The sequence below is a fragment of the Micromonospora noduli genome, assembly GCF_003264365.1.
Taxonomy (GTDB): Bacteria; Actinomycetota; Actinomycetes; order Mycobacteriales; family Micromonosporaceae; genus Micromonospora; species Micromonospora noduli.
This window is the reverse complement of sequence record NZ_PYAK01000011.1, coordinates 149,340-172,039: the sequence shown is the minus strand read 5'-3', so window position 1 is coordinate 172,039 and position 22,700 is coordinate 149,340. Positions and strand designations below refer to the sequence as shown.

24 protein-coding genes and 1 pseudogene are annotated in these 22,700 nt (G+C 71.7%); 9 read left to right on the top strand and 16 right to left on the bottom strand.

The genetic code is table 11. The features are described from left to right. Positions 1 to 252 (bottom strand): annotated as a pseudogene (locus GUI43_RS12090) (hypothetical protein); the annotation flags it as partial. A gap of 16 nt (positions 253 to 268) precedes the next feature. Between GUI43_RS12090 and GUI43_RS34535 the strand changes: the two are divergent. The 3 genes from GUI43_RS34535 to GUI43_RS12075 all read left to right on the top strand — a co-directional run bounded on the left by GUI43_RS34535 (position 269) and on the right by GUI43_RS12075 (position 3,519). Continuing rightward, positions 269 to 625, top strand: a complete 357-nt coding sequence (locus GUI43_RS34535; RefSeq protein WP_249037721.1) for a hypothetical protein — start codon at positions 269 to 271, stop codon at positions 623 to 625. 353 nt (positions 626 to 978) lie between these two features. Further along, the gene (locus tag GUI43_RS12080) at positions 979 to 2,796 is read left to right on the top strand and encodes a DEAD/DEAH box helicase (RefSeq protein WP_112698823.1); all 1,818 of its coding nucleotides are present in this window, start codon (positions 979 to 981) and stop codon (positions 2,794 to 2,796) included. Positions 2,797 to 2,889: 93 nt separating this feature from the next. After that, entirely contained in the window at positions 2,890 to 3,519 is a 630-nt protein-coding gene (locus GUI43_RS12075) for a putative glycolipid-binding domain-containing protein (protein WP_244220419.1), read from the top strand. Positions 3,520 to 3,583: 64 nt separating this feature from the next. Here GUI43_RS12075 and cds1 read toward each other — a convergent pair whose 3' ends face one another. From cds1 to GUI43_RS12060, 3 genes are read right to left on the bottom strand one after another with little or no spacing between them, the layout of a single operon-like run. Beyond that, positions 3,584 to 4,675: an L-cysteine desulfhydrase Cds1 gene (cds1, locus tag GUI43_RS12070; protein ID WP_112698815.1), complete on the bottom strand. Its 1,092-nt coding sequence runs from the start codon at positions 4,673 to 4,675 to the stop codon at positions 3,584 to 3,586. A 32-nt stretch (positions 4,676 to 4,707) separates the two neighbouring features. Then, positions 4,708 to 5,538: an SDR family NAD(P)-dependent oxidoreductase gene (locus tag GUI43_RS12065; RefSeq protein WP_112698814.1), complete on the bottom strand. Its 831-nt coding sequence runs from the start codon at positions 5,536 to 5,538 to the stop codon at positions 4,708 to 4,710. A gap of 50 nt (positions 5,539 to 5,588) precedes the next feature. Further along, a complete protein-coding gene (locus GUI43_RS12060; RefSeq protein ID WP_091395696.1) occupies positions 5,589 to 6,047 on the bottom strand; it encodes an Lrp/AsnC family transcriptional regulator in 459 nt (152 codons plus the stop codon). 270 nt (positions 6,048 to 6,317) lie between these two features. Here GUI43_RS12060 and GUI43_RS12055 point away from each other — a divergent pair, with 270 nt between their 5' ends. After that, a complete protein-coding gene (locus tag GUI43_RS12055) occupies positions 6,318 to 6,584 on the top strand; it encodes a BldC family transcriptional regulator (protein WP_007454516.1) in 267 nt (88 codons plus the stop codon). A gap of 143 nt (positions 6,585 to 6,727) precedes the next feature. On the opposite strand, the gene GUI43_RS12050 is transcribed toward GUI43_RS12055, so the two are convergent. Beyond that, positions 6,728 to 7,357, bottom strand: a complete 630-nt coding sequence (locus GUI43_RS12050) for a UbiX family flavin prenyltransferase (RefSeq protein WP_091395700.1) — start codon at positions 7,355 to 7,357, stop codon at positions 6,728 to 6,730. A gap of 152 nt (positions 7,358 to 7,509) precedes the next feature. On the opposite strand from GUI43_RS12050, the gene GUI43_RS12045 reads away from it, so the two are divergent. After that, the gene (locus tag GUI43_RS12045) at positions 7,510 to 8,496 is read left to right on the top strand and encodes a terpene synthase family protein (protein ID WP_112698813.1); all 987 of its coding nucleotides are present in this window, start codon (positions 7,510 to 7,512) and stop codon (positions 8,494 to 8,496) included. Positions 8,497 to 8,550: 54 nt separating this feature from the next. Here GUI43_RS12045 and mqnP read toward each other — a convergent pair whose 3' ends face one another. Both mqnP and GUI43_RS12035 read right to left on the bottom strand, forming a co-directional pair. After that, positions 8,551 to 9,462 (bottom strand): menaquinone biosynthesis prenyltransferase MqnP, encoded by a 912-nt coding sequence (gene mqnP / locus GUI43_RS12040; protein WP_112698812.1) that lies wholly within the window; start codon positions 9,460 to 9,462, stop codon positions 8,551 to 8,553. Next, positions 9,462 to 10,922, bottom strand: a complete 1,461-nt coding sequence (locus tag GUI43_RS12035; protein WP_112586383.1) for a menaquinone biosynthesis decarboxylase — start codon at positions 10,920 to 10,922, stop codon at positions 9,462 to 9,464. The genes mqnP and GUI43_RS12035 overlap by 1 nt, the downstream gene beginning before the upstream one ends. 288 nt (positions 10,923 to 11,210) lie before the next feature. Between GUI43_RS12035 and GUI43_RS12030 the strand changes: the two genes are divergently transcribed. After that, complete coding sequence (locus tag GUI43_RS12030; protein ID WP_112586381.1) at positions 11,211 to 12,086, top strand: alpha/beta fold hydrolase; 876 nt, start codon at positions 11,211 to 11,213, stop codon at positions 12,084 to 12,086. 24 nt (positions 12,087 to 12,110) lie between these two features. On the opposite strand, the gene GUI43_RS12025 is transcribed toward GUI43_RS12030, so the two are convergent. Then, positions 12,111 to 12,668: a carboxymuconolactone decarboxylase family protein gene (locus tag GUI43_RS12025; protein WP_112603219.1), complete on the bottom strand. Its 558-nt coding sequence runs from the start codon at positions 12,666 to 12,668 to the stop codon at positions 12,111 to 12,113. A gap of 82 nt (positions 12,669 to 12,750) precedes the next feature. Here GUI43_RS12025 and GUI43_RS12020 point away from each other — a divergent pair, with 82 nt between their 5' ends. Next, positions 12,751 to 13,227 (top strand): MarR family winged helix-turn-helix transcriptional regulator, encoded by a 477-nt coding sequence (locus GUI43_RS12020; protein ID WP_112586377.1) that lies wholly within the window; start codon positions 12,751 to 12,753, stop codon positions 13,225 to 13,227. 133 nt (positions 13,228 to 13,360) lie between these two features. Here the strand turns inward: GUI43_RS12020 and GUI43_RS12015 are convergent, their stop codons facing one another. Together GUI43_RS12015 and GUI43_RS12010 are read right to left on the bottom strand one after the other, a co-directional pair. Next, complete coding sequence (locus GUI43_RS12015) at positions 13,361 to 13,549, bottom strand: DUF397 domain-containing protein (RefSeq protein ID WP_112586376.1); 189 nt, start codon at positions 13,547 to 13,549, stop codon at positions 13,361 to 13,363. Continuing rightward, the gene (locus GUI43_RS12010) at positions 13,540 to 14,346 is read right to left on the bottom strand and encodes a helix-turn-helix domain-containing protein (protein WP_112586374.1); all 807 of its coding nucleotides are present in this window, start codon (positions 14,344 to 14,346) and stop codon (positions 13,540 to 13,542) included. Before GUI43_RS12010 ends, GUI43_RS12015 begins: the two co-directional genes overlap by 10 nt. A 350-nt stretch (positions 14,347 to 14,696) precedes the next feature. Between GUI43_RS12010 and GUI43_RS12005 the strand changes: the two genes are divergently transcribed. Further along, the gene (locus GUI43_RS12005) at positions 14,697 to 16,058 is read left to right on the top strand and encodes a hypothetical protein (RefSeq protein WP_146765894.1); all 1,362 of its coding nucleotides are present in this window, start codon (positions 14,697 to 14,699) and stop codon (positions 16,056 to 16,058) included. Positions 16,059 to 16,128: 70 nt separating this feature from the next. Here GUI43_RS12005 and ccsB read toward each other — a convergent pair whose 3' ends face one another. From ccsB to hemL, 6 genes are all read right to left on the bottom strand, one after another. Next, positions 16,129 to 17,100: a c-type cytochrome biogenesis protein CcsB gene (gene ccsB, locus GUI43_RS12000; RefSeq protein WP_112586370.1), complete on the bottom strand. Its 972-nt coding sequence runs from the start codon at positions 17,098 to 17,100 to the stop codon at positions 16,129 to 16,131. Then, a complete protein-coding gene (gene resB / locus GUI43_RS11995; RefSeq protein WP_112603227.1) occupies positions 17,100 to 18,743 on the bottom strand; it encodes a cytochrome c biogenesis protein ResB in 1,644 nt (547 codons plus the stop codon). Before resB ends, ccsB begins: the two co-directional genes overlap by 1 nt. Then, complete coding sequence (locus tag GUI43_RS11990; RefSeq protein ID WP_112586366.1) at positions 18,743 to 19,561, bottom strand: cytochrome c biogenesis CcdA family protein; 819 nt, start codon at positions 19,559 to 19,561, stop codon at positions 18,743 to 18,745. The genes resB and GUI43_RS11990 overlap by 1 nt, the downstream gene beginning before the upstream one ends. Further along, entirely contained in the window at positions 19,561 to 20,130 is a 570-nt protein-coding gene (locus GUI43_RS11985) for a TlpA family protein disulfide reductase (protein ID WP_112586364.1), read from the bottom strand. The genes GUI43_RS11990 and GUI43_RS11985 overlap by 1 nt, the downstream gene beginning before the upstream one ends. Beyond that, positions 20,130 to 20,777 carry a histidine phosphatase family protein gene (locus tag GUI43_RS11980; RefSeq protein ID WP_091395739.1) on the bottom strand — a complete coding sequence of 216 codons (648 nt, stop codon included), beginning with the start codon at positions 20,775 to 20,777 and terminating at the stop codon, positions 20,130 to 20,132. The genes GUI43_RS11985 and GUI43_RS11980 overlap by 1 nt, the downstream gene beginning before the upstream one ends. Before the next feature lie 64 nt (positions 20,778 to 20,841). Then, positions 20,842 to 22,179 (bottom strand): glutamate-1-semialdehyde 2,1-aminomutase, encoded by a 1,338-nt coding sequence (gene hemL, locus GUI43_RS11975; RefSeq protein ID WP_112698810.1) that lies wholly within the window; start codon positions 22,177 to 22,179, stop codon positions 20,842 to 20,844. Between the two features lie 179 nt (positions 22,180 to 22,358). Here hemL and GUI43_RS11970 point away from each other — a divergent pair, with 179 nt between their 5' ends. Continuing rightward, the gene (locus tag GUI43_RS11970) at positions 22,359 to 22,694 is read left to right on the top strand and encodes an STAS domain-containing protein (protein ID WP_088951070.1); all 336 of its coding nucleotides are present in this window, start codon (positions 22,359 to 22,361) and stop codon (positions 22,692 to 22,694) included. Positions 22,695 to 22,700 lie beyond the last annotated feature (6 nt).

Here is a 22,700-nt window from a genome sequence, read left to right as displayed (position 1 = left end):
ACCGGCCCCGCCCGGCCCGATGCCGGCACCGCCGTTTCCGCCGCCGCCGGCGATGACCGACACGCCCGGCGTACGGGCCAGCGCTCCGGTCTCCGCACCACCGGCCGGGTGGCCGTCCCCCGGTGGGGCGACCCGCCCGACGTCCGGTGCCGGATGGGCCGGGGCAGCCGCCTCCGCGCCGCCGGTGGTGCCCGCACCAGCGCTGCCGAGCTGGCCACCGTCCACCGCCGGGGCCGCTTCGTCGACCAGCAACAGCGGAAACTCCCGGGTGACCGCGTCACCGAGCGGCCCACCGGCTGGTTCCGCCGGACGGGACGCTGCCGGCGCCCGTGGTGGGCGGCACGACAGTCGCACCGACCTGGCCGGCACCGTCTACGGCAACGGCGAGGGCGCCGGCTTCACCACTGTCGCGATACCCGCCAACGCGGTGGAGACCTCCGGCTCGCTGACCGGGCACATCCTGGCCCAGGGCTGGTCCGACACGCCGGCCGAGCAGTCCAGGAACACCCGGGTGATGATCGTGCTGGCCGCCGCTCTGGGGCTGCTGGTGGCGATCAGTGTCATGGTCGTTCTGCTGGCTGGTGACGCCCTGGACGGTCTGGTGGGCAGCGTGCTCAACGGGTGAGCCAGCGAGTGCCAGCGATGGTGAGTCCGCCCACTACGGTCGGTCAACCGGCTGGCGGCTTCGCCAGACCGCCGTACACTGGCTGAGATCACTGACCCGGCGCGCGTGGTGTGCGCCCCTGGGCGATCTTGCGGGCGATCCGGCGGTACAGCCGCGGCAGGCCATCGCGAAGATGCGCCCCGCTCGAAAGGTTTTTGTTGACCACCTCTGCTGACCCCAGCACCGTTACGTCCGTTTTCAACTCAGTCCCGGCGGCCGACGCCGCCCGGGAGCAGCTCGACGTCGCCCCGAGCGGGGCCGGCACCGCGCCGGTGGCGACCGCGCAGGCCGAGCCGACCGAGACCGCCGAACCGATGAGCTTCGCCGCCCTGGGCCTGCCCGAGCCGCTGGTCCGCGCGCTCGCGCAGCAGGGCATCACCAGCCCGTTCGAGATCCAGCGGGCCACCGTTCCGGACGCGCTCGCCGGCCGCGACGTGCTGGGCCGCGGGCAGACCGGTTCGGGCAAGACGCTCGCCTTCGGGCTGCCGATGATCGCCCGGCTGGCCAACCGCAACCGGGCCCGGCCGATGCGTCCGCGCGCCCTGGTCCTGGTGCCCACCCGCGAGCTGGCCATGCAGGTCAACGACGCCCTGGTGCCGCTGGGCAAGTCCGTCGGCATCTTCCTCAAGACCGCCGTCGGCGGCGTTCCGTACGACCGTCAGATCGACGCGCTGCGCCGCGGCGTGGAGATCATCGTGGCCACCCCGGGCCGGCTCGGCGACCTCATCGAGCGGGGCATCTGCCAGCTCGACGACGTCGAGGTCACGGTGCTCGACGAGGCCGACCAGATGGCCGACATGGGCTTCCTGCCCGAGGTGACCGATCTGCTGGCGAAGACGCCCGCGAACGGTCAGCGGCTGCTCTTCTCGGCCACCCTGGACGGTGACGTCGACGCGTTGGTCAAGCGGTTCATGACCGACCCGGTCACCCACTCCACGGCGCCGTCCACCGCCTCGGTGTCCACCATGGACCACCACATGCTGTTGATCCCGCCGCACGAGAAGTTCCCGGTGGCGGCCTCGATCGCCGCCCGGGATGGCCGGACCATGGTCTTCGCCCGTACCCAGCTCGGGGTGGACCGGCTGGTCGAGCAGCTCGCGGCCGTCGGCGTACGCGCCGGTGGGCTGCACGGCGGCAAGACCCAGCGGATGCGCACCAAGACGCTCGCCGAGTTCCGTGAGGGCCGGATGAACGTGCTGGTCGCCACCGACGTGGCGGCGCGAGGCATCCACGTCGACGGGGTCACCCTGGTGCTGCACGTCGACCCGCCGAAGGACCCCAAGGACTACCTGCACCGCGCGGGGCGTACCGCCCGGGCCGGTGAGTCGGGCGCGGTCGCCACGCTGGTGCTGCCCAAGCAGCGCCGTACCACCCTGGCGATGATGGAGAAGGCTGGCGTCGCGCCGGCCGAGACCCGGGTCCGGGTCGGGGACGCGGCGTTGGCCGAGCTGGTCGGCGCCCGCGAGCCCAGTGGCGTCCCGGTCCGCGTCGAGGCCGAGCCCCGGGGCTACGGCGACCGCTCCGGCGGACCGCGCCGGTTCGGTGACCGCACGGGAGGCGACCGCCGCTTCGGCGACCGCCCGCAGGGTGACCGGCGCTTCGGCGACCGGCCCACCGGCGACCGCCGCTTCGGCGACCGGCCGCAGGGCGACCGGAGCTACGGCGACCGGCCGCAGGGCGACCGGAGCTACAGCGACCGCCCGCAGGGTGAGCGCCGCTACGGCGACCGGCCCACCGGCGAGCGCCGCTTCGGCGACCGCCCGCAGGGCGACCGGAGCTACAGCGACCGCCCGCAGGGTGAGCGGCGCTTCGGCGATCGGCAGCACAGCGACCGGCCGCAGGGCGAGCGGCGTTACGCCGATCGGGACACCCGGGGTTACGGCGACCGGCCGCAGGGCGAGCGTCGGTTCGGCGACCGGCCGCAGTTCGGTGACCGGGACGGTCGGGGCGACCGACCGACCGGCGAGCGGCGCTTCGGCGACCGGGACGCTCGGGGTGGGTTCCGCCCGGAGAGCCGGGTCCGGGACGACCGGCCCCGCGACGACCGCCCCCGCGACGACCGGCCCCGCGAGGACCGCCCGCGTGATGATCGGCGCGGTTTCGGCGGGCGACCGGCAGCGCGTACCCACTGATTGATCCACCGAACGCCGTCGTGAAGCCCAGGCTTCGCGGCGGCGTTCGCGCATGCGCTGCCGATACCGAGCAGGTCGCGTAACGTCCGGCTCATGCCGACCATGCCGAAGTCAATCTTCTGGTCCCGGACTGACACCGCCGGCAGCGAGCAGGTCCTGCTCGACGACGGCAACGGGTTGGCGGCCCGGGGCACTCTGCTCGCCGTGGACCCGATCCCGTGGACCGCCCGCTACCAACTGACCACCACGCCGGACTGGGCCACCACCCGGGTTGAGGTCGAGGCCGAGGGTCTCGGCTGGCTGCGCCGGGTGACCCTGGAGCGGGCCGCCGGCCGCTGGCGGGTGACCACCGCCGAGCAGGGCAACCTGGACGCGGCCCTGGTCGCGGCCGGTCATCGCCGGGCCGGTCTGCCGGGTACGGACGACCCGGACCGGCTGGCCGATGCGCTCGACGTCGACCTGAGCGGTTCGCCGCTGTTCAACACCCTGCCGGTGCACCGGCTTCGGATGGCGGCCGAGCCGGCCGATGTGGCACACCGGATCACCGTTGCCTGGGTGCTGCTGCCCGGCCTGGAGGTGGTGCCGGCCGAGCAGATCTACACCGGGCTCGGGCCGGGTCGGGTGCGCTTCGCCAGCGGCACCTTCACGGCCGACATCGATCTGGACGACAGCGGCTACGTGGTGCGTTACCCGGGGCTGGCCGAACGGATCGACCCGCGCTGATCAGCACACCGGCGGGTCAGGGCCGGTCGATCGGCCTCAGACGGACCCGGACCCGCTGACCGGTTCAGGCGGGCCAGGCTCCGCTGGCCAGGAAGCGGTCGATGGTGGCCAGGTGCGGGGTGAGGTCGAGGCCCTGTGCGGCCACCCAGTCGTCGGCGTAGTACGTGTCGGCGTACCGGTCGCCCGGGTCGCAGATCAGGGTGACCACCGAGCCGGTCCGACGCTCGGCGAGCATCTCGGCGATCAGGCCGAACGCGCCCCACAGATTGGTGCCGGTGGACCCGCCCACCCGGCGGCCGAGCAGCGCCGATCCGGCGCGCATGGCGGCCAGGGACGCCGCGTCCGGCACCTGGACCATCCGGTCCACCACCGAGGGCAGGAACGACGCCTCCACGGTGGGCCGGCCGATCCCCTCGATGCGGGAGCCCTTCCCGGTGCGTACCGACCAGTCGGCGGCCAGCCAGGCCGGGTAGAACGCCGAGTTCTCCGGGTCGACGACGCAGAGCTTGGTGGCGAGCCGGCGGTACCGGGCGTACCGGCCGATGGTCGCGCTCGTGCCCCCGGTGCCGGCGCCCACCACGACCCAGGCGGGGATCGGGTGCCGCTCCAGCTCCAACTGCGCGTAGATCGACTCGGCGATGTTGTTGTTGCCCCGCCAGTCGGTCGCCCGCTCGGCGTAGGTGAACTGGTCCATGAAGTGCCCGCCGGAGTCCTCGGCGAGCCAGCGGGCCTCGACCACCACGCTCGCCGGGTCGTCCACCAGGTGGCACCGGCCGCCCTGGAACTCGATCTGCGTGATCTTCTCGGGCGAGGTGGAGGCGGGCATCACGGCGATGAACGGCAGGCCCAGCATGCGGGCGAAGTACGCCTCGGAGACCGCCGTGGAACCCGACGACGCCTCGACGATAGTGGTGCGCGGCCCGATCCAGCCGTTGCAGAGCCCGTAGAGGAACAGTGAGCGGGCCAGCCGGTGCTTCAGCGAGCCGGTGGGGTGTGACGACTCGTCCTTCAGGTAGAGGTCGATCCCCCATTTCCGGGGCAGCGGGAACGGCAGCAGGTGGGTGTCGGCGGACCGGTTCGCGTCTGCCTCGACGGCGGCGATCGCCTCGGTCACCCAGGTTCGGCTGGATTCGTCGCACCGGTCGAGATGAGTCACGCTCGGAAACCTAGCAAGCGGGCCAGCCGTGGTCAGCGCCGGTCCGGCGGCGTTGACCTGCGGCGTTGGCGGCGCTGACCGGCGCGGCCGGCGGCTCGGACGAGCGGGGTGAGTGCGACGGCCAACCTGGGCAGGGCGTCCAACAGGCGCACCTGCGCTCCCCGCCAGCGGGGCAGGCTGACCACTGGACGTGGCCGGCGGGCCAGCCGGACCGCCCGGGCCGCCACCTGCTGCGCGGTCAGCATCGATCCGGTGAACGAGGCCACCGCCCCCGGGTCGTCCAGCCGGTCGTGCAGCATCGGGGTCCAGATGCCGTCCGGGCAGAGGCAGGAGACGTGCACCCGCCGGTACCCGGCCATCCGCAGGTCGGAAAGGGTGCCGAGGCTGAACGCCAGCAGGGCGTGCTTGCTGGCCGCGTACACCGTCTCGCCCGGCGCGGCGACCAGCCCGGCCAACGAGACGACGTTGAGCACGTGGCCGTGGCCCTGCCCGCGCATCACGGTCAGCGCGGCGAGGGTGCCGTTCATGGCGCCGTGGGTGTTCACGTCGAGCACCCGACGGCGGGTCGCGGCGTCGTGCTCCCACGACGCCCCGGTGACCAGGATGCCGGCGTTGTTGACCCAGAGGGCAAGGTCGCCCCGGCCTGCGGCGGTCGCCGCGATGGCGGCGCAGGCGTCCTCGTCCCGGACGTCCAGGGCGGCCGACCAGCCGCCGAGCGGCGCCGCGGCGCTCTGCACCGCCACCGGGTCGAGGTCGGTGAGCAGCACCGACCAACCGTCGGTGTGCAGCGCGGTGGCGATGGCGCGGCCCAGGCCGCCGGCAGCGCCGGTCACCACGGCCACGGGACGCGCCGGCTGGGTCATCGGCGCACGCTACCGCCGGCCGCCGGTGCGACACCAGGGGTACGCGGCGGTCAGGCCGCGGGCGGGCCGACCGGCTGGGGTCGGTTCTCCCACTTGGTGGAGAGCGCGATGGCGGTACGGGTGGAGGCCACCCCCGGAGTCCGGTTCAACCGCACGATCAGCTGCTCCAGCTCGGCGATCGTGCCGACCCGCGCCTTGAGCAGGAACGACTCCACGCCGGCCATGAAGTAGCACGACTCGATCTCGGGCAGCACCCGCAGCGACTCGAGCATGTCGTCGCTGTCGGCGCCGGAGTCCTCGACGATGCCGATCAACGCGGTGACACCCAGCCCGATCGACTCCGGGGCCACGTCCGCGCGGTAGCCCCGGACCACGCCGCTGCTCTCCAGCTTGCCGACCCGCTCGTGCACGGCCGGGGCCGAGAGGCCCACCTGTCGGGCCAACTCGGCGTACGAGAGGCGGGCGTTGCCGCGCAGCAGGTCGACGAGGCTCAGGTCGATGGCATCCACAGAGAGTGACCTTAACCGTTCACACGTAACGTGCGGCCTTCGGCACCCGTTGGACTGAGCGGTGAGTCACTGTTCATAAACCGCCGGTCAGGGCAGAGGTAGCACCAGTAACATTACTAACTCCCCACTCAGTGCATTTTTCGCGTTTGGGCGGACAGGCCATGTCCCTGGTGCTGTAATTGCCATACGTCCCTCATGACGGCTCTGGGCTACGCACCAGCCGGGGGCAGTGTGTTCAGCCGGGGGCTTCGTCGACGCGAGGAGGGGGCTGTGGACACTGGAGATCGCCTGCTGACACCGGGTGAGGTCGCCGCGCTGTTTCGGGTAGACCCGAAAACTGTGACGAGATGGGCGGCGGCCGGCCGGATAGGAAGCATCCGGACTCCAGGCGGGCATCGCCGGTTTCGGGAATCCGAGGTGCGAGCCCTGCTTGAGGGGGAGGGCATGCTGGACGAGGTGGATGAGGTCGGTAAACCACGCAACGTGGGGCCGGCGGCATCCACGGGGCCGGGTCCGGCCAACGCCGGCATGTACTGAACTGGTGCGGACAACGCCACGCGGACCGGACACCAGTCCGGTCCGCGTCCCGCTTCGGCCAACAGCCGGGCGGCAGCACCGCTCGTTCTGAGCAGCACAACGGTGCCCAGCGCGAGCGGACGACTCAGCATGAGCGGGACGGCTCAGCTTCGGGCTGCGCCAAGCTGGCCGGACCATCGCCGGAACAGAGTGTGCGGGACGCCGAGCGCGTCCAGCACCTTGCCGGCCACGAAGTCGACCAACTGCTGCGCGCTGGCCGCCGCGCCGGCACCGTAGAAGCCGGGGCTGGCCGGCAGCACCACCGCGCCCGCGTCGTGCAGGGCGATGAGGTGCTCCAGGTGGCTGCGGGTCACCGGTGTCTCCCGGGGGACCAGCACCACGGGACGGCGTTCCTTGAGGTTGACCTCGGCGGCACGCTGCAACAGGTCCTTGGAGAGCCCGATCGCGATGCCCGCGCAGGCGGCCGTGCTGGCCGGGACCACCGCCATCCCGCGTACCCGGTAGGAGCCGCTGCTCGGCCCCGCGGCCAGGTCGCCGGCCGGCCAGTGCCGCACATCCGCCGTGGTCAGGTCGCGGTCCAGCCAGGCGGCGAGGTCCTCGGCCCAGTGCCCGTCACGGAAGGGTCGGCCGGTCTCGTCGAGCACTGTGAGTCGTGCCGCCCGGGACACGATCAGGTCCACCGGCTCGCCCGCGTCGAGCAGTCCGCCGATCACGGCCGCCGCGTACGGCGTACCGGAGGCACCGGAGACCCCGACCACCCATGGTTCCCGCATGCCCCCAGCCTGCCTGGTCCGGCTGGTCCGCTGGTGGGCACCCCCGGGGTTGGTCCAGTCCGACATGTCGGACGGGGTACCTGCGCATCCCACCGACCTGACATGCTGCCGCTGGCGATTCGCACCGGAACCATCTCGAGGAGGAGGCATCGGTGACGACCGGCGAGATCCTCCGGGCGCTGCGTGGCGAATGTCCGATCCCGCCCCGGCTTCCACCACCACACGCCGATCGTGTGCAGGACTGGCTGCTCGGTCTGCTGCCCGAGCTGGGCCTTCCACTGGACGACGCCGCGCTGCACCGGCTGTCCCGGGGCGCCTTCGCCCGGTACGCCGCGCGGCTCTACCCGGCGGCGACCGAAGCCGACCTGCGGGCGCTGGCCGCACTGTTCACCTGGTTCTTCCTGGTGGACGACGCCTGCGACGGGCCGAGTCGGTTGACGCCGGAGCAGATCCGGGCGCTGCGCAACGGCACAGTGGCACTGCTGCACGACGGCACCCGGCTGCGGCAGACCGGGCTGACCGGCCCGCTGCGGCGACTGCTGGTGCTGGCCTGGCGGGAGCCGCGCCGCCGGATGCCGGCCCGGTGGCGGCACCGTTTCGCCGACGCGGTGGCCCGACACCTCGACGGCACCTGGCAGGAGGCCGTCAACAAGGAGGCCGGCCGCCGTCCCGGCGTGGACGAGTACGTCGAGCTGCGTCGGTCGACCTCGGCGGCGGAGGTGTCGTACCCGCTTGTGGAGTTCGTCAGCGGCCGGCCACTGCCCGACCCGGTCTACCACCACCCGCTGCTGCGTCAGATCGCTCGCACCGGCAACGACCTGCTCTCCTGGTACAACGACCTGGCCTCGCTGGAACGGGACCGGGTGACCGCCGGCGGGCACAACCTGGTCCTCGCCATCGAGGCCGAACTGGGCGTGCCGGAGGCGGAGGCGGTCGAACGGGCGGCCGAGCACTGGCGGGAGGCGATGCGGCGCTTCGTCGCGTTGCGCGCCGCGGTGCCGTCGTTCGGCCCGGCGTTGGACGAGGCGGTCGCCGACCATCTCGACGGGATCGCGAACGCCGTGCGCGGGACCATCGACTGGACCTTCGAGAGCGCCCGCTACCCGGTCAGCACCACCCCGCCAGCCTCAGGGCCGTAGGCCGAGCCGGACCACCCAGCCTCAGGGCCGTAGGCCGAGCCGGACCACCCAGCCTCAGGGCCGTAGGCCGAGCCGGATCACCAGGTCGAGCAGGGCGAAGAGGAACAGCGCGATGCCGACGAACCCGTTTGCGGTGAAGAACGCCCGGTTGACCTTGCTGAGGTCGGTCGGGGTGACCACCAGGTGCTGGTAGGCGAACGCCACAGCGGTCAGCGCCAGCCCGATCCACCAGAGCCAACCGAGACCGATCAGCGCACCGAACCAGATGAACAGGGCGAAGGTCACCACGTGCGCGACGGTGGAGGCGTGCAGCGCGAAGCGCCGACCGTACCGGGCGGGCACGCTGTGCACGCCGATCTCCCTGTCGATCTCGGAGTCCTGGCAGGCGTAGATCAGGTCGAAGCCGCCGATCCACAGCCCCACTGCCGCGCCGAGCAGCCAGGCCGGTCCGGAGCCGTCCAGGGTGCCGGTGACCGCCAGCCAGGCGCCGACCGGGCCGACCGCCTGGGCGATCCCGAGGATGGCGTGCGGCCAGTTGGTGAACCGCTTGGCGTAGGGGTAGACGACCAACGGCACCACGGCGAGCGGCGCGAGCACCAGGCAGAGCGGGTTGAGCAGGGCGGCGGCGACGAGGAAGACCACAAGTGCGACGGCCGCGCCGGTCCAGGCCGTCCGCACGCTCACCGCTCCGGTGACCAGTTCCCGACCGGCGGTACGCGGGTTCCGCGCGTCGATCTTGCGGTCGAGGATCCGGTTGGCGGCCATCGCGAACGTCCGCGCCCCGACCATCGCAACAGTGATCAGCAGCAGGTCGAGCCACCGTACCCGCCCGCCGGAACCCTGCATCGCGGCCAGCGCGGAGAGGAACGCGAACGGCAGCGCGAAGACGGAGTGCTCGACGGCGACGAGCTTCAGGAAGGACTTGGTCCGGCCCGGCTTCGCCGTCGGTGCGTCGATGACGGCCATCAGATCCCGTACTCCTTCCAGCGCTTGTCGACCAGGGCCGTGACTTCCGGGCTCATGCTCATTTCCTCCGGCCAACCGCGGGTGTAACCCTCGGTGGGCAGCTTGCGGGTCGCGTCGACTCCAGCCTTACCGCCCCAGAACTGCTGGTACGACGAGTGGTCGAGGTGGTCCACCGGACCCTCGGTGAGCAGCAGGTCGCGGGCGTAGTCGACGTTGCCGAAGGCCCGGAAGGCGACCTCGTTGTAGTCGTGCACGTCGCAGTCCTCGTCGACGATCACGATCAGCTTGGTCAGTGACATCAGGTGCGCGCCCCAGATCGCGTTCATCACCTTCTGCGCGTGCTTCGGGTAGCGCTTGCGGATCGAGACGATCGCGCAGTTGTGGAAGACGCCGGCGGCCGGCAGGTCGTAGTCGACGATGTCCGGGATCATCAGCTTGAGCAGCGGCTGGAAGATCCGCTCGGTGGCCTTGCCGAGGCCGTGGTCCTCCTGCGGCGGCTTCGAGGTGACGATCGAGTGGTAGACCGGCTTGCGCTGCATGGTCATCGCCTCGATGTGCAGCACGGGGAACGGCTCGACCGGCGTGTAGAAGCCGGTGTGGTCGCCGAACGGCCCCTCGGGCAGCCGCTCACCCGGCTCCAGGTAGCCCTCCAGCACGATCTGCGCGTTCGCCGGCACCTGCAACGGCACTGTGAGGCAGTCGACCATCTCCACCCGCTCGCCGCGCAGGAACCCGGCGAACAGGTACTCGTCGATGTCGCTGGGCAGCGGCGCGCTGGCCGCGTACGAGACGACCGGGTCGCAGCCGATCGCGACCGCGACCGGCAGGCGCTGCCCGAGCCGCTCGGCGACCGCGTGGTGCGCCGTCGAGTCCTTGTGGATCTGCCAGTGCATGCCCAGGGTGTTGCGGCCGTGCTGCTGGAGTCGGTACAGGCCGAGGTTGCGCTTGCCGGTCTCCGGGTGCTTGGTGTGGGTCAGCCCGTAGTTGTGGAAGATCCCGCCGTCGTCGGGCCAGACCTGCAACCCCGGCAGCCGGTTGAGGTCGACGTCCTCACCCCGGTAGACGACCTCCTGGCAGGGGGCGGTCTTCACCTTGCGCGGCGGCAGCGACTTGAGCTGCATGACCTTGCCGAGGCCCTCCCGGATGCCCGACCAGCCGACCGGCAGCTCCGGCTTGATCATCGCGCCGATCCGGGCACCGACCTCGTCCAGCGAGTCGACGCCGAGGGCCATCGCCATCCGCTTCTCGGTGCCGAACAGGTTGATCGCCACCGGCATCTCGCCCCGGGTCGGACGCTCGAAGAGCAGCGCCGGGCCGCCGGCCCGCACCGTGCGGGTGACCACCTCGCTGATCTCCAGAGTCGGATCGACCGGGACGTCGATCCGGCGCAACTCCCCCGCGCGCTCCAGCGCCGCGATGAAGTCCTTGAGATCGGTGTACGGGAAGCCACGAGCCGCCATGTCGCCCAGTCTCCCGCACCGGCTCCCGCACGGCCCAAGCCGGGTGCTGTGACGCTCGCGATCGCCCCCTGTCCGCGACGGCCACCCGGGCGGCGGGCAGCGGGCAGCGGACGGCGCGTCTAGATCGACTCGGCTTTCAGGAAACCGCGGTGTCCCAGGCCGCCGGACACCGCGACTTCAAGGAAAGCGAGTGGATCACCGCTCATGGGCCGCACCTCGGGGCATGGCGGGCGCTTGAGCGGGTAGCCGGGCGGGCGGCAGAGGGCGGGGCGGCGGGCGGAGGCGGCGATGGGCGCGGAACGGGTTCCGGCGGGGTTCACCGAGCAACGGGCTCGGGTCGGCCAGATCAGCATGAACTACGTCCGTGGGGGTGCCGGCCCGCCACTGGTGCTGCTGCACGGGTATCCGCAGTGTTGGTACATGTGGCGGCACCTGCTGCCCGAGTTGGGGCGCTCCTTCGACGTGGTCGCACCCGACCTGCGCGGCTTCGGGGGCAGTGACGCCCCGGACGGCGGGTACGACAAGAAGACGGTCGCCGCCGACCTGCACGGACTACTCGATCAGCTTGGCCTGGTCGGTGACCTCCGGCTGGTCGGGCACGACCTGGGGACCATGGTGGCGTACGCGTACGCCGCCGCCCATCCGCAGCGGGTGAGTCGGCTGGTGCTCAGCGAGGCGCCGATCCCCGACGAGAGCATCTACACGTTCCCCGCGCTCACCTCGGCCGGGCCCGGGGTGTGGAACTTCGGCTACTTCTCCCTCGGCAACGGGCTGCCGGAGGCGCTGGTCAACGGACGGGAGTCGCTCTGGGTGGACAAGTTCACCGACGCGCTGATGGTGCGCAAGGGCAGCATCGCCGCGCCCGACGTCGAGGAGTTCGCCAGCCATCTGCGCGACCCAGCGCATCTGCGGGCCAGCTTCGCCTACTTCCGGGCGTTCGAGCAGGACATCGCGGACAACGCGGCGTACCGGGGCACGAAGCTGACGATGCCGGTGCTGGCTGTCGGGGCGGCGGCCAGCCTCGGCGGGCAGGTCGCCGAGCAGGTTCGCCGGTACGCCGACACGGTCCGCGGCGAGGTGATCGAGGACTGCGGGCACTGGCTGTACGAGGAGCGCCCCGACGAGATGCTCGCCCTGCTGCGGGACTTCCTCGGGGCGTCCTGAACAGCGGCTGTCCGGCGCCCCCGGTCAGGCGGCGGCGGGCGTCCAGGCGTGGGCGGCCAGCGGCGGGTCGAGCGGTGCCCGGGTGAGCCGGTTGGCGAAGGTGGACATGGTGTACGCGCCGACCCCGAGCACCACGTCCAGCGCGTGCCGGGGCTGGTAGCCGGCGGCCAGGAAGTCCTCCAGCTCGTCCTCCGGCACTGCGCCCCGGTGGTCGAGCACGGCCAGCGTGAAGCGGCGCAGCGCCTCCAGGCGCGGGTCGGGCAGCACCGAGCCGGCACGCAGGGCGGTGATCAGCTCGGGGGTCGCGCCGAGTCGGGTGAGCTTGCCGGTGTGCAGGGCAACGCAGAAATGGCATTCGTGACTGGTGGAGACCGTCAGGATGACCACCTCCCGGTCCAGCGGGGCGAGGTCGGTCTGCTCGAAGCCGGTGCTGGCGGTGAGGAAGCCGGTGAGCAACTGCGGCGAATCGGCCATCAGCGCCACCGGGGTGGGCAGCCAGCCGAACCGGCCGCGCACTCCCTCGATGGACCGACGGGCGGCGGCGGGTGCGGTCTCAGCGGTGTGGGCGGTGAAGACGGGCATGGCTGCCTACTTTCCGAAGCTTGGATCGGGGGACGTAAGATGGTCAACGTGGTTGACGAAATAGTAAACGTGGTTGTCGAACATGGCAACCGCTGATCCCGCGCGCCCAGGCTTCGCGCTACCGCTGCTGCTCCTGGCCGGCTTCCGGACGCTGATCGACGACCTGCACGCCGAGCTGGCCCGGGAGGGGCATCCGGAGCTGCGACCGCTGCACGGGTTCGTGCTCCAGGCCGTTGGGGCGGACGGCACCACCGCCACCGAGCTGGGCCAGCGGCTGGGCATCTCCAAACAGGCCGCCGGCAAGACCGTCGACCGGTTGGTGGCCGTCGGCTACCTGGAGCGGGTCGACGACCCCTCCGACGCCCGACGCCGGCTGGTCCGGGTGACCCCGCGCGGCGCCGACGGGCTACGCCGCTCAGCCGAGATCTTCGACCGGCTGCGTGCACAGTGGGCGGACACGCTCGGCCCAGAACGGGTCACCGCTATGGAAGACGACCTCGGCACGATGGCCTCGGCCAACTGGTTCCGACTCGACGTGCCCGGCTGGTTCGGCGGCTGACCCCAGTTGCTGCGCAGGCATGAGCCGGTGGCGAGTCGTGGACCCGATCGACGCCATTTCGCCGAGGTGGCGGTTGCCGGGCGACCCGTGCCGGATGACGGTGCAGCCTGCGGTTGCCCGGTTCAGCGCGCGGTCAGCGGGCGCGGGCCAGCTCGACGAAGGCCCGCCACGCGGCGGGGGTGAAGGTCAGCAGGTCGCCGTCGCGGTCCTTGGAATCGCGGACGTGCACCCGGCCGGGCAGGTTGTCGGCGACCTCGACGCACGCGCCGGCGTCGTTGCCGCTCCGGGTGGACTTGCGCCAGCGGGCTCCGGTCAGATCCATGGCTTCACGATCTCCTCGAGCAGGTCGATCGACTGCTGCCGGGGCAGCGCGTCACTGCGCAGACTCTCCCACCTTCCGAGCAGGGTCGCCACCTCGAAGATGTCGTCCACTGCGGTGCCACCGGTCTGGTTGTCGAGGAAGCCGAGCCAGCTGCCGTCGGCGGTGCGGCCGAGGATGAACGGCCCGAAGAGACCGGCGTGCAGGCCCACGCCCTGCGGCAGCACGTGCACCCTGATGTGCGGGCGGCGGGCGCACGCCACCAGATGCCGCAACTGCTCGGCCAGCACCTCGGCGCAGCCCTCCGCGAAGCGCTGCAACGCGGCCTCGTCGATCACGGCGGTGAGCTGCGGCGGGTGCTCCCGGTCGAGGATCGTCTGCCGCTCCAGCCGGGCCGCCACCAACTCCTCCACCCGGTCGGCGGTGAGCCCCAGGTCGAGCCGGAACACCGCCCGGGCGTAGTCGGCGGTCTGCAACAGCCCCGGAATCATCGTCGCGCCGAAGCAGCGCAGCTGGGTGGCGACCCGTTCGACCTCCAGCCACGGGCGGAACCAGACCGGCTCGCCGTCGCGCCGGCCCAGCTCGCGCAGCGAGACCAGCAGGCCGCCGGTGTCGAGCACCTCGTCGGCCCGGATCAGGTACGCCTCGTTGGGCGCCGTCTGCCCCAGCTCGACGGCCGACACCATCGACGGCGAGTAGTGCGCGCGTTTGCCGTACTCCTCCTGAGTCAGCCCGGCCGCGAGCCGGGACCGCCGGAGCTGCTCCCGAATAAGCGCCGCCGTGGACACCACTGTGGTCACTGCGCCCCACCTTCCGCCGCGATTGTCGGGTCAGGCGACCCATCCGCCGCACGGTAGCGAGCGCCTGACACTGTGTCATGCCGTGACGCGCATATCGCGGTAACGCGAGCAGCGACCCCCCGCCTGACCGCCCGGCTCGACAGCCGCCACCGAGAGATCCACTCGGGTTTCAGGGAGTCGCGGCGTCCCGGGCCGCACGACATCCCGACTTCCTGAAAGCCGAGTGGATCAAGGCCGAAATCGTGATCGAAAACTGTCACAGGTGATCTCTAAGATCATGGATGCCGATCGGGTCGGGGTGCTGCGAGCCCGGCTTCTTCCGATCGGCTCATCCCTCTTCAAGGAGATCCATGAGATCTGTGCACGTTGCGCGTGGCAGGCTCTTGCGCGGCCTGACCGCGCTGGTCGTGGGCACCGCAGGGGTCGCCGTGGCGGCTGGCCCGGCCGCGGCTCAGGACGATCCCGGTTGGGTCGACGGCTGGCTGGGTGACGTCACTGTTGGCGGCCCCGGCGCTCCCGGCCGCACTGTGCCGCTGACCCTGAACAGCACCGGCGCCAGCCAGCCCCGGGTGACCATCGACCTGACCGGCCTGGCCGGGGTAGCCACCGCCGGCTTCCCCGACTACTGCGTCACCCAGGGCACCTCGGTGACCTGCCCGATGCCGCCGACAGCCATCGAGGAGTTCGGCACGCTCACCGGCACCATCCCGGTGGTGTTCCGACCCGCTCCCGGCGCGGTCGACGGCGCGACCGGCACCCTCGACTACACGGCGCTCGGCGAGCAGACCGAGGCGTACGCCCAGCAGGCGACGGTCACCGTGCGGTCCGGGCCCGACCTGCTCGACCTGGTCGACGAGCACCTGACCGGCGTCGAGGTGGGCGACAACCTCGCCGTACCGGTGTCAGTGGTCAACGCCGGCGACCACCCGGCGGTGGATCTGCGGCTCACCATGCGCTTCCCGGTGGGCCTCGTGCCGACCAGCTACCGCAACTGCCGGTACGGCACCAACCAGTCGCTCGCCACAGTGGTGGTCTGCACAGTGCGGGGCACGTTCGCGCCCGGCCAACGCCACGAGCTGCGGGGTGGGCTCGGCACCACTGTCGGCCCGGCGACGCTCGGCAGCAAGCGGATCACCCAGGTCGTAGAGCCGCTGGCCAGTGCCGGGCCGCTCCCGAGCGGCGTGAAGCTCAAGAGCCGCGACGCCGACCGGGCGCTGCGGCTACGGCCGGTGGGCACTGCGCTCGACGTGCTCCCGGTCGAGGCGAGCCGGGCCGACGGCCAGACCTACCTGCGCGGGGTGCACGGCGCCTTCGACATCGTCGCGACGGGCGCGGCCGTCACCGGTGCCGTCGGTGACACCGTGCGGGTCACCGTCGGCCTGCGCAACACAGGTCCGGGCGTGCCAGACGGCAGCATCTCTGGCGAGAGCGTCGGGGCCTTCCTCTTCACCCCACCCGCCGGGGTCACCGTGCTGGCCACCCCGCCGGGTTGCTGGTTGAGCGGTGACGAGGAGGAGCCCGAGACTGTCCCGGCAACCTGGTACTGCAACGGACCGGGGTCGGTCTTCCCCGCCGGCACCACTCACGCGGTCGGGTTCGACCTGCGGATCGACAGCCTGTCGGGGGCTCCCGGCGAGGTCCAGCCGTTTCAGCGCTACCCCCGGGTGGACGACGACCCGAGCAACGACATCGCCCCGGTCACTGTGAGCTGACCGAGGCACGGAGAACAATGCGGGCCGGTCACGGACGATTCCGTGGCCGGCCCGCGCGTCATCGAACAGGTCAGTCCAGCCCACCGTACGAGTGCAGGCCGGTGAAGAAGATGTTCACGCCGAACAGGTTCATCAGCATGGTGAGGAAGCCGAGCACCGCGATCCAGGTGGCCACGTTGCGCTTCACGCTGGGCGTCGCGCGAGCGTGCAGGTAGCCGGCGTACACCACCCAGGAGATGAACGCCCAGGTCTCCTTCGGGTCCCAGCCCCACGGCCGGCCCCAGGCCGCCTCGGCCCAGATGGCACCGGCGATCACCGCGAAGGTGAAGATCGGGAACGCGAAGGCGTGCAGCGCGAACGTCAGCCGCTCCAGGCCGGCCGCGCCGGGCAGCCGCTTGGCCAGGGTGTACGGGAAGCTCCGCTTGCCCTGCTCGTACCCGTTGCGCATCAGGAAGCCGACCGCCGGCACCACGCCGAGCAGGAAGATGCCGGACGCGAAGACGATCGTCGAGACGTGGATGATGAACCAGTACGAGTTCAGCGCCGGCACCAGCGGCACGATCGGCACGTACAGCACCAGCTCGGCGGTGGCGACCAGCAGCACCATCACCAGGGTGAGGAACAGCCCGAGCTTGCGCAGCGACTGTCGCTTCCAGAGCACCACCAACCAGGCGGCCACCCCGATGAACGTCACCGTGAGCACGAACTCGTACATGTTGCCCCAGGGCATCCGGTCCGCGGCGAGCCCACGGGTGACCAGCGCCGCCAGGTGCAGCACGGCGGCGACCGCGGTGGCCCCCACCCCGAAGAGGCCCGCCAGCCGGGCCCGCCCTGCGGAACGGTCGACAGTGGGCGGCGACGGGACCGGCGCGGGCGGCGTCGGGACGACACCGCCGCCGGCACCGACCAACTCGCGCACCGGAGCCGCCGTGGCGACCCGGGTACGCACGTTGCCCAGCGCGTACTCGACGGCGTGGCCGATCATCGCGACCAGGTACGCCAGGATCGCGAAGGTCACCAGATTGTCGGAGAGTGCGGACATCACTCGGCTCCTTCTCGCACGCCGGCCCGCTCAGCGGAGTCAGCGCCATCACCAGCCCGTTCGGCACCGCTGACGGCGGCGACCAGCTGGGTGAACTCGTCGGCGAACCCTGGATAGTCGGTACGCGGCAACCCACCGACCTCCATCAAGCTACTACCGCTCGTCGGAGATCCTTCCCCGGGGTCGGCCGGCACCACCCGGAAGAACACCCGGCGGCGCTTCCCGAACAGCGAACCCATCAGCCCGACCAGCAGGACGCCGCAGCTGACCAGCAGCATCGTCGAGCCGGGATCGTGCCGGATGGAGAGGGTGACGTACCGCTCCGTGCCCAGGAACTCGACTGTCGTGCCGTCGTCCAGCTTCCAGGTCTCGCCCTTGCGGAGCAGTTTGGTGCCGACCTCCTTGACCTTGCCGGCTCGCACCTGCCGCTGGTCGAGTTGGTAGACCGAGCCGGGGATGCCGGCGTCCAGGCCGAGGTTGCCCCGGTAGGCGACCAGGTTCAGCGCGGGGTTGCGCTCGGTCGGGTACTCCGAGCGGACGAACGGCGCCTGCTCGGGCGCGGTGGGCAGGTAGATGCCGGTGAAAGCCATCTGCTGATCCGGTGCGCGCTGGCCGGTCGCCGGGTCGACGTTCGCGTCCGGGAAGGCCGCCAGCCCCTCGCTGGTCAGGCCCATGTCGCCGGTGGTCAGGAACGGCTCGTCACTGATCTGGCTGTTGCCGAACCGGTCGGTGTAGCGGATCACCGGGGCGTACCCGTGGCCGAGCAGGTAGACGCTCGCGTCGTTCAGGCGCAGCGGCGCGTTCACCGAGAAGTCGGCGCTACGGGTCGGCTCGTCCGGGCCGTCGACGGTGACCGTGGCGTTGAAGAACTCCGGCTGGCCGGAGGCAAGGAACCGGGCCTCGAAGTCGTCCAGCCGCAGGCAGAAGCGGGGCAGGTCGGCGCTGCTCACCTGGGGGCCGAGCTTCGCCTCGGCGTACTGCTGGCGGGTGTTGCAGAACGCGTTGTCCGCGCCGGCCACCAGCAGCCGGTTGCCGCTCCAGCCGTACCAGGAGCCGAGCGCCACCCCGATCAGCACCGCGATCAGCGAGGTGTGGAACAGCAGGTTGCCGGTCTCCTTGAGGTAGCCCTTCTCGGCGGAGACCTCGTCGCCGCGCACCTCGACGCGCCAGCGGCGCTTGCGCAGCGCCTCCGCGATCGCCGCCGCCCCACCGGGCGGGGCGGGCAGGACTGTGTGCTGCGGCAGCCGGGCCATCCGCTTCGGCGCGGCCGGCGGCCGGGACCGCAGCGTGCGGACGTGGTCGCGCAGCCGGGGCGTGATGCAGCCGATCAGGGAGGTGAACAGCAGCAGGTAGATCGCGGAGAACCAGACCGACCCGAAGACCTCGAACGCGCCGATCCGGTCCAGTCGGGGGGCCCAGTCCGGGTGGTCGACGAAATACTCGTTGACCTTTTCCGGGCTGATCCCGCGCTGTGGCAGCACCGAGCCGGGGATGGCGGCGATCGCGAGCAGGAAGAGCAGGATCAGCGCCGTACGCATGCTGGTGAGCTGCCGCCACGAATTGCGCAGCAGGGCCAGCAGCCGGTTCGGCCGGCGGCGTGGCGCGGGCGCCGCGGTCTCCGGTCGGTCGTCGACGACCGTCATCAGATGCTCACCTCGCCCACCCCGACGGTGGTCTGCAGCCAGATCACGAAGCTCTGCCATCCGCCGGTGACCAGGGCCAGACCGATCAGGATGAGCAGGGCGCCGCCGACCCGGGTGACCCAGCGGCTGTTGCGCCGGACGGCGCGGAAGACCCCGAGCAGGCGTTCGAAGCCCAGCCCGAAGACGACGAACGGTATCCCCAACCCGAGGCAGTACGCCACGGCGAGCACCACGGCTCGGTCGCTCTGGCCGCTGGCGGTGGCCATGCCCATCACCGCGCCGAGCGTGGGGCCGGTGCAGGGCACCCAACTGAGCGCGAAGACCGCCCCGAAGACCGGTGCGCCGAGCAGCCCGGCCGACGGCAACCGGGAGATCCGGAACTCCCGTTGCAGGGCCGGGATCATCCCGAGGTAGCTCAACCCCGCCACGATGATCAGCACGCCGACGCCGATCTGCAACTCGCGCTCGTAGTCGAAGAACACCCGGCCGATGCTGGCGAAGAGGATCGCTGTGGCCACGAAGACGACTGTGAACCCGCCGATGAAGAGCAGCGTCCCGGCGAGCACCCGACCCTTGACCGCGCCGACCCGCGCGACCCGCTCCTTGACCGCGACACCCCCGCTGGCCGGCGCGGGATCGGCCTCCGGCCGCCGGCCCTCCAGGTCGGCGCCGGCCAGACCGGTCACGTACGACAGGTAACCGGGGACGAGCGGAAGCACGCACGGGGAGAGGAAGCTGACCAGGCCGGCGAGCGCCGCCGCGCCGATGGCGAGCAGCAGCGGCCCGCTGAGGGCCAACTCCCGGAAGGTCTCGCCCATCAGTTCGGGGCCGGCTTCTCGGCGGCGACCCGTTCGACGATCGGTTGCAGGCCCTCCTGCTTGACGGCGGCCCGGATCACCGCCGCGATCCGGCCGTCCCGGTCGAGCACCACCGTCGCCGGCACGCTGTTCGGCGGGATGTCCAGCGCGAGTGCCGTCTTGCTGGACGGGTCGAACAGGCTCGGATAGGTGACCCGGCCCTTCTCGAACGCCTTGGCCTTGTCCCGCGAATCCTGGACGTTGATGCCGAGGAAGTTCACCCCGGAGCCCTTGGTGGCCTGGTAGACGGCTTCCAGGTCGTCCGCCTCGGCGCGGCAGGGCGCGCACCAGGAACCCCAGAAGTTGACCACCACGACCTGACCGCGCGCCTCGCTGACGTCGTAGCTGCCGCCGAGCAGCAGCTCACCGGCGACCTTCGGGGGCGCGGAGCGCTGGTCCGGTGCGCACTCGAAGATCCCGTCGGTGGTGGTCGTGCAGGTCTTCTCCTGCGCCTTCGACGACGTGCAGCCGACCAGCGCCATCGCGGCGACGGTGGCGAGCAGACCGGCGGTCCACCTCCGGGCGTTCATCAGGCCCCCTTGGCCGTCCGGGCGGTCGCGGAGAGAGCGATCAGGTGCGCGGCCGGCTCGCTGTAGCCGATGCCCGCCACCTTCGCGCCGTCGAAGTGGAACGAGGTGAGGCTGGCCAGCCCGCACTGCCGCTTGCGCGGGTCGTGCCAGAGCCGCTTGCGCTCGACGTAACGGCGCAGCGTCCAGATCGGGAGCTGGTGCGACACCAGCACCGCCTCGCGTCCCTCGGCGGCGACCCGGGCGGCGTGCACGGCGGCGAACATCCGCTCGGCGATCACCCGGTACGCCTCACCCCAGGACGGGGTCACCGGGTCGCGCAGCACCCACCAGTTGCGCGGGTCGCGGAACGACCCGTCACCCGGGGAGACCTTCTTGCCCTCGAACCAGTTAGCGCTCTCGATCAGCCGCTCGTCCACCCCGACCGGCAGCCCGAACTGGGCGGCGATCGGCTCGGCGGTCTGCTGGGCGCGCTCCAGCGGGCTGGCCACCACGTGCACGATCTCCCGCTCGGCCAGGCCCTGCGCGGCGGCCTTGGCCATCTGCACACCCAGCTCGGACAGCCGGAAACCGGGCAGCCGGCCGTAGAGGATCTGGTCGGGGTTGTACACCTCGCCGTGCCGAAGCACGTGGACCACCGTCTTGCTCAAGGCTGCGCTCCCTCTGTTCGCGACTGCGGGGCTCGCAAACCCGGCTCACTCCTCGCGCTCACGCTCAACCCCCGTGACCGGCCGCTGCCGCCGCGTTCGCCGCCGTGGGCAGCGCGTCGGCGATGTGTTCCAGAGCGGCGTCGTCCAACGCCGCCGACACGAACCACGACTCGAACGCGCTCGGCGGCAGGTAGACGCCGGCGGCGAGCATCGCGTGGAAGAACGCCTTGAACGCCGGCACCTGCTGCGTGCGCGCGCTGTCGTAGTCGACCACGTCGGCGTCGGTGAAGAAGACCGAGAACATGCTGCCCGCGTACGAAAGTCGGTGCGGGACCCCGGCGGCGGCCAACGCGTCGGATGCCAGCTTGCCCACGACGGCGGCCGTCTGATCGAGGCGCTGGTACAGCGCATCGTCGGCGAGCCGCAGGGTCGCCAGGCCGGCGGCGCAGGCGAGCGGGTTACCGGAGAGGGTGCCGGCCTGGTAGACCGGGCCGGCCGGCGCGAGCCGCGCCATGATGTCCGCGCGCCCGCCGAACGCCGCGGCGGGCAGGCCGCCACCCATGACCTTGCCGTACGTCCACAGGTCGGCGTCGGAGGCGTCGAGGCCGTGCCACCCGGCCCGGGAGACCCGGAACCCGGTCATCACCTCGTCCACCACGAGCAGGGCACCGTGTGCGTGCGCGATCCGGGCGAGCTGCTGGTTGAAGCCGTCGCGGGGGGCCACCACGCCCATGTTGCCGGCAGCGGCCTCGGTGATCACCGCGGCGATGTGCTGGCCCTCGGCGGCGAACGCCTCCTCGACGGCCCGGATGTCGTTGTACGGAAGCACTATCGTCTCGCTGGCCGCCGCGCCGGTCACACCGGGCGAGTCGGGCAGGCCCAGGGTGGCCACGCCGGAGCCGGCGGAGGCGAGCAGCGCGTCCACGTGGCCGTGGTAGCAGCCGGCGAACTTGACGATCTTCGAGCGGCCGGTGAAGCCGCGGGCCAGCCGGATCGCCGACATGGTCGCCTCGGTGCCGGAGTTGACCAGGCGGACCTGCTCCATCGGGGTCCGGTCGACCAGCTCGGCGGCCAGCTCCACCTCACCCGGCGTGGGGGTGCCGAAGCTGGTGCCCTTGGCGGCGGCGGCCTGCACGGCGGCCACCACCTCGGGATGCGCGTGCCCGAGGATCAGCGGACCCCAGGAGCAGACCAGGTCGACGTAGCGGCGACCGTCGGCGTCGTACAGCCACGGGCCCTCGCCACGGACCATGAAACGCGGGGTGCCGCCGACCGCCTGGAAGGCGCGCACAGGGGAGTTCACCCCGCCCGGCACGATGGCGCGGGCGCGGTCGAACAGGGCCTCGGAGGCCGGCGCGTCGGCTGGGTAGCGGCCGGATCCGGCGGGAAAGATGTCGGTCACGATGCCGCCATTGTGACAGCGCCGGACGGTCAACCAGCAGCCACCCCGCGGTGGGGTTACCCGGCTCACCTGTGACCCGCGCCGGTCGGCAGCGCCGACACGGTGGGCCTCGTGGCCTGGACGGCGACGGCTCGCGGCCTCGACAGGCCAGGTCGGTCGGATCGCGCTAGGCTGACCGGGTGGATCGTGCCGAACTGTCCATCACGCTACACCGGACGGGCGACGAAGCAGTCTTGCGCCTGGCCGGTGAGATCGACATGCTCACGGCGGCCCAGCTCTCCACGGTCGTCAACGAGGTGCTGGCCGACCCCCCGCCGAAGATCGTGCTCGACCTCGGCGGCGTCACCTTCTGCGACTCGCAGGGCCTGGGCACCCTGGTCGTGCTCAGCCGCAAGGCCAGCCACGCGCAGAGCCTGCTGATGCTGACGCACGTGGGCGACTTCCTGATCCGCGTACTGGACATCACCGGCCTGCGCAGCGCCCTGATGATCCGCAACGACCAGCCCACCGGCTGAGCCGCC

Excerpts from the sequence above, each read along its gene's own strand:
- GUI43_RS12080 (WP_112698823.1), top strand. The coding sequence starts at position 979 with ATGAGCTTCGCCGCCCTGGGCCTGCCCGAGCCGCTGGTCCGCGCGCTC.
- GUI43_RS12075 (WP_244220419.1), top strand. The coding sequence starts at position 2,890 with ATGCCGACCATGCCGAAGTCAATCTTCTGGTCCCGGACTGACACCGCC.
- GUI43_RS12065 (WP_112698814.1), bottom strand. The coding sequence starts at position 5,538 with ATGACCCAGCCGGCGCGTCCCGTGGCCGTGGTGACCGGCGCTGCCGGC.
- GUI43_RS12050 (WP_091395700.1), bottom strand. The coding sequence starts at position 7,357 with ATGCGGGAACCATGGGTGGTCGGGGTCTCCGGTGCCTCCGGTACGCCG.
- mqnP (WP_112698812.1), bottom strand. The coding sequence starts at position 9,462 with ATGGCCGTCATCGACGCACCGACGGCGAAGCCGGGCCGGACCAAGTCC.
- GUI43_RS12035 (WP_112586383.1), bottom strand. The coding sequence starts at position 10,922 with ATGGCGGCTCGTGGCTTCCCGTACACCGATCTCAAGGACTTCATCGCG.
- GUI43_RS12030 (WP_112586381.1), top strand. The coding sequence starts at position 11,211 with ATGGGCGCGGAACGGGTTCCGGCGGGGTTCACCGAGCAACGGGCTCGG.
- GUI43_RS12025 (WP_112603219.1), bottom strand. The coding sequence starts at position 12,668 with ATGCCCGTCTTCACCGCCCACACCGCTGAGACCGCACCCGCCGCCGCC.
- GUI43_RS12020 (WP_112586377.1), top strand. The coding sequence starts at position 12,751 with ATGGCAACCGCTGATCCCGCGCGCCCAGGCTTCGCGCTACCGCTGCTG.
- GUI43_RS12015 (WP_112586376.1), bottom strand. The coding sequence starts at position 13,549 with ATGGATCTGACCGGAGCCCGCTGGCGCAAGTCCACCCGGAGCGGCAAC.
- GUI43_RS12005 (WP_146765894.1), top strand. The coding sequence starts at position 14,697 with ATGAGATCTGTGCACGTTGCGCGTGGCAGGCTCTTGCGCGGCCTGACC.
- ccsB (WP_112586370.1), bottom strand. The coding sequence starts at position 17,100 with ATGTCCGCACTCTCCGACAATCTGGTGACCTTCGCGATCCTGGCGTAC.
- resB (WP_112603227.1), bottom strand. The coding sequence starts at position 18,743 with ATGACGGTCGTCGACGACCGACCGGAGACCGCGGCGCCCGCGCCACGC.
- GUI43_RS11990 (WP_112586366.1), bottom strand. The coding sequence starts at position 19,561 with ATGGGCGAGACCTTCCGGGAGTTGGCCCTCAGCGGGCCGCTGCTGCTC.
- GUI43_RS11985 (WP_112586364.1), bottom strand. The coding sequence starts at position 20,130 with ATGAACGCCCGGAGGTGGACCGCCGGTCTGCTCGCCACCGTCGCCGCG.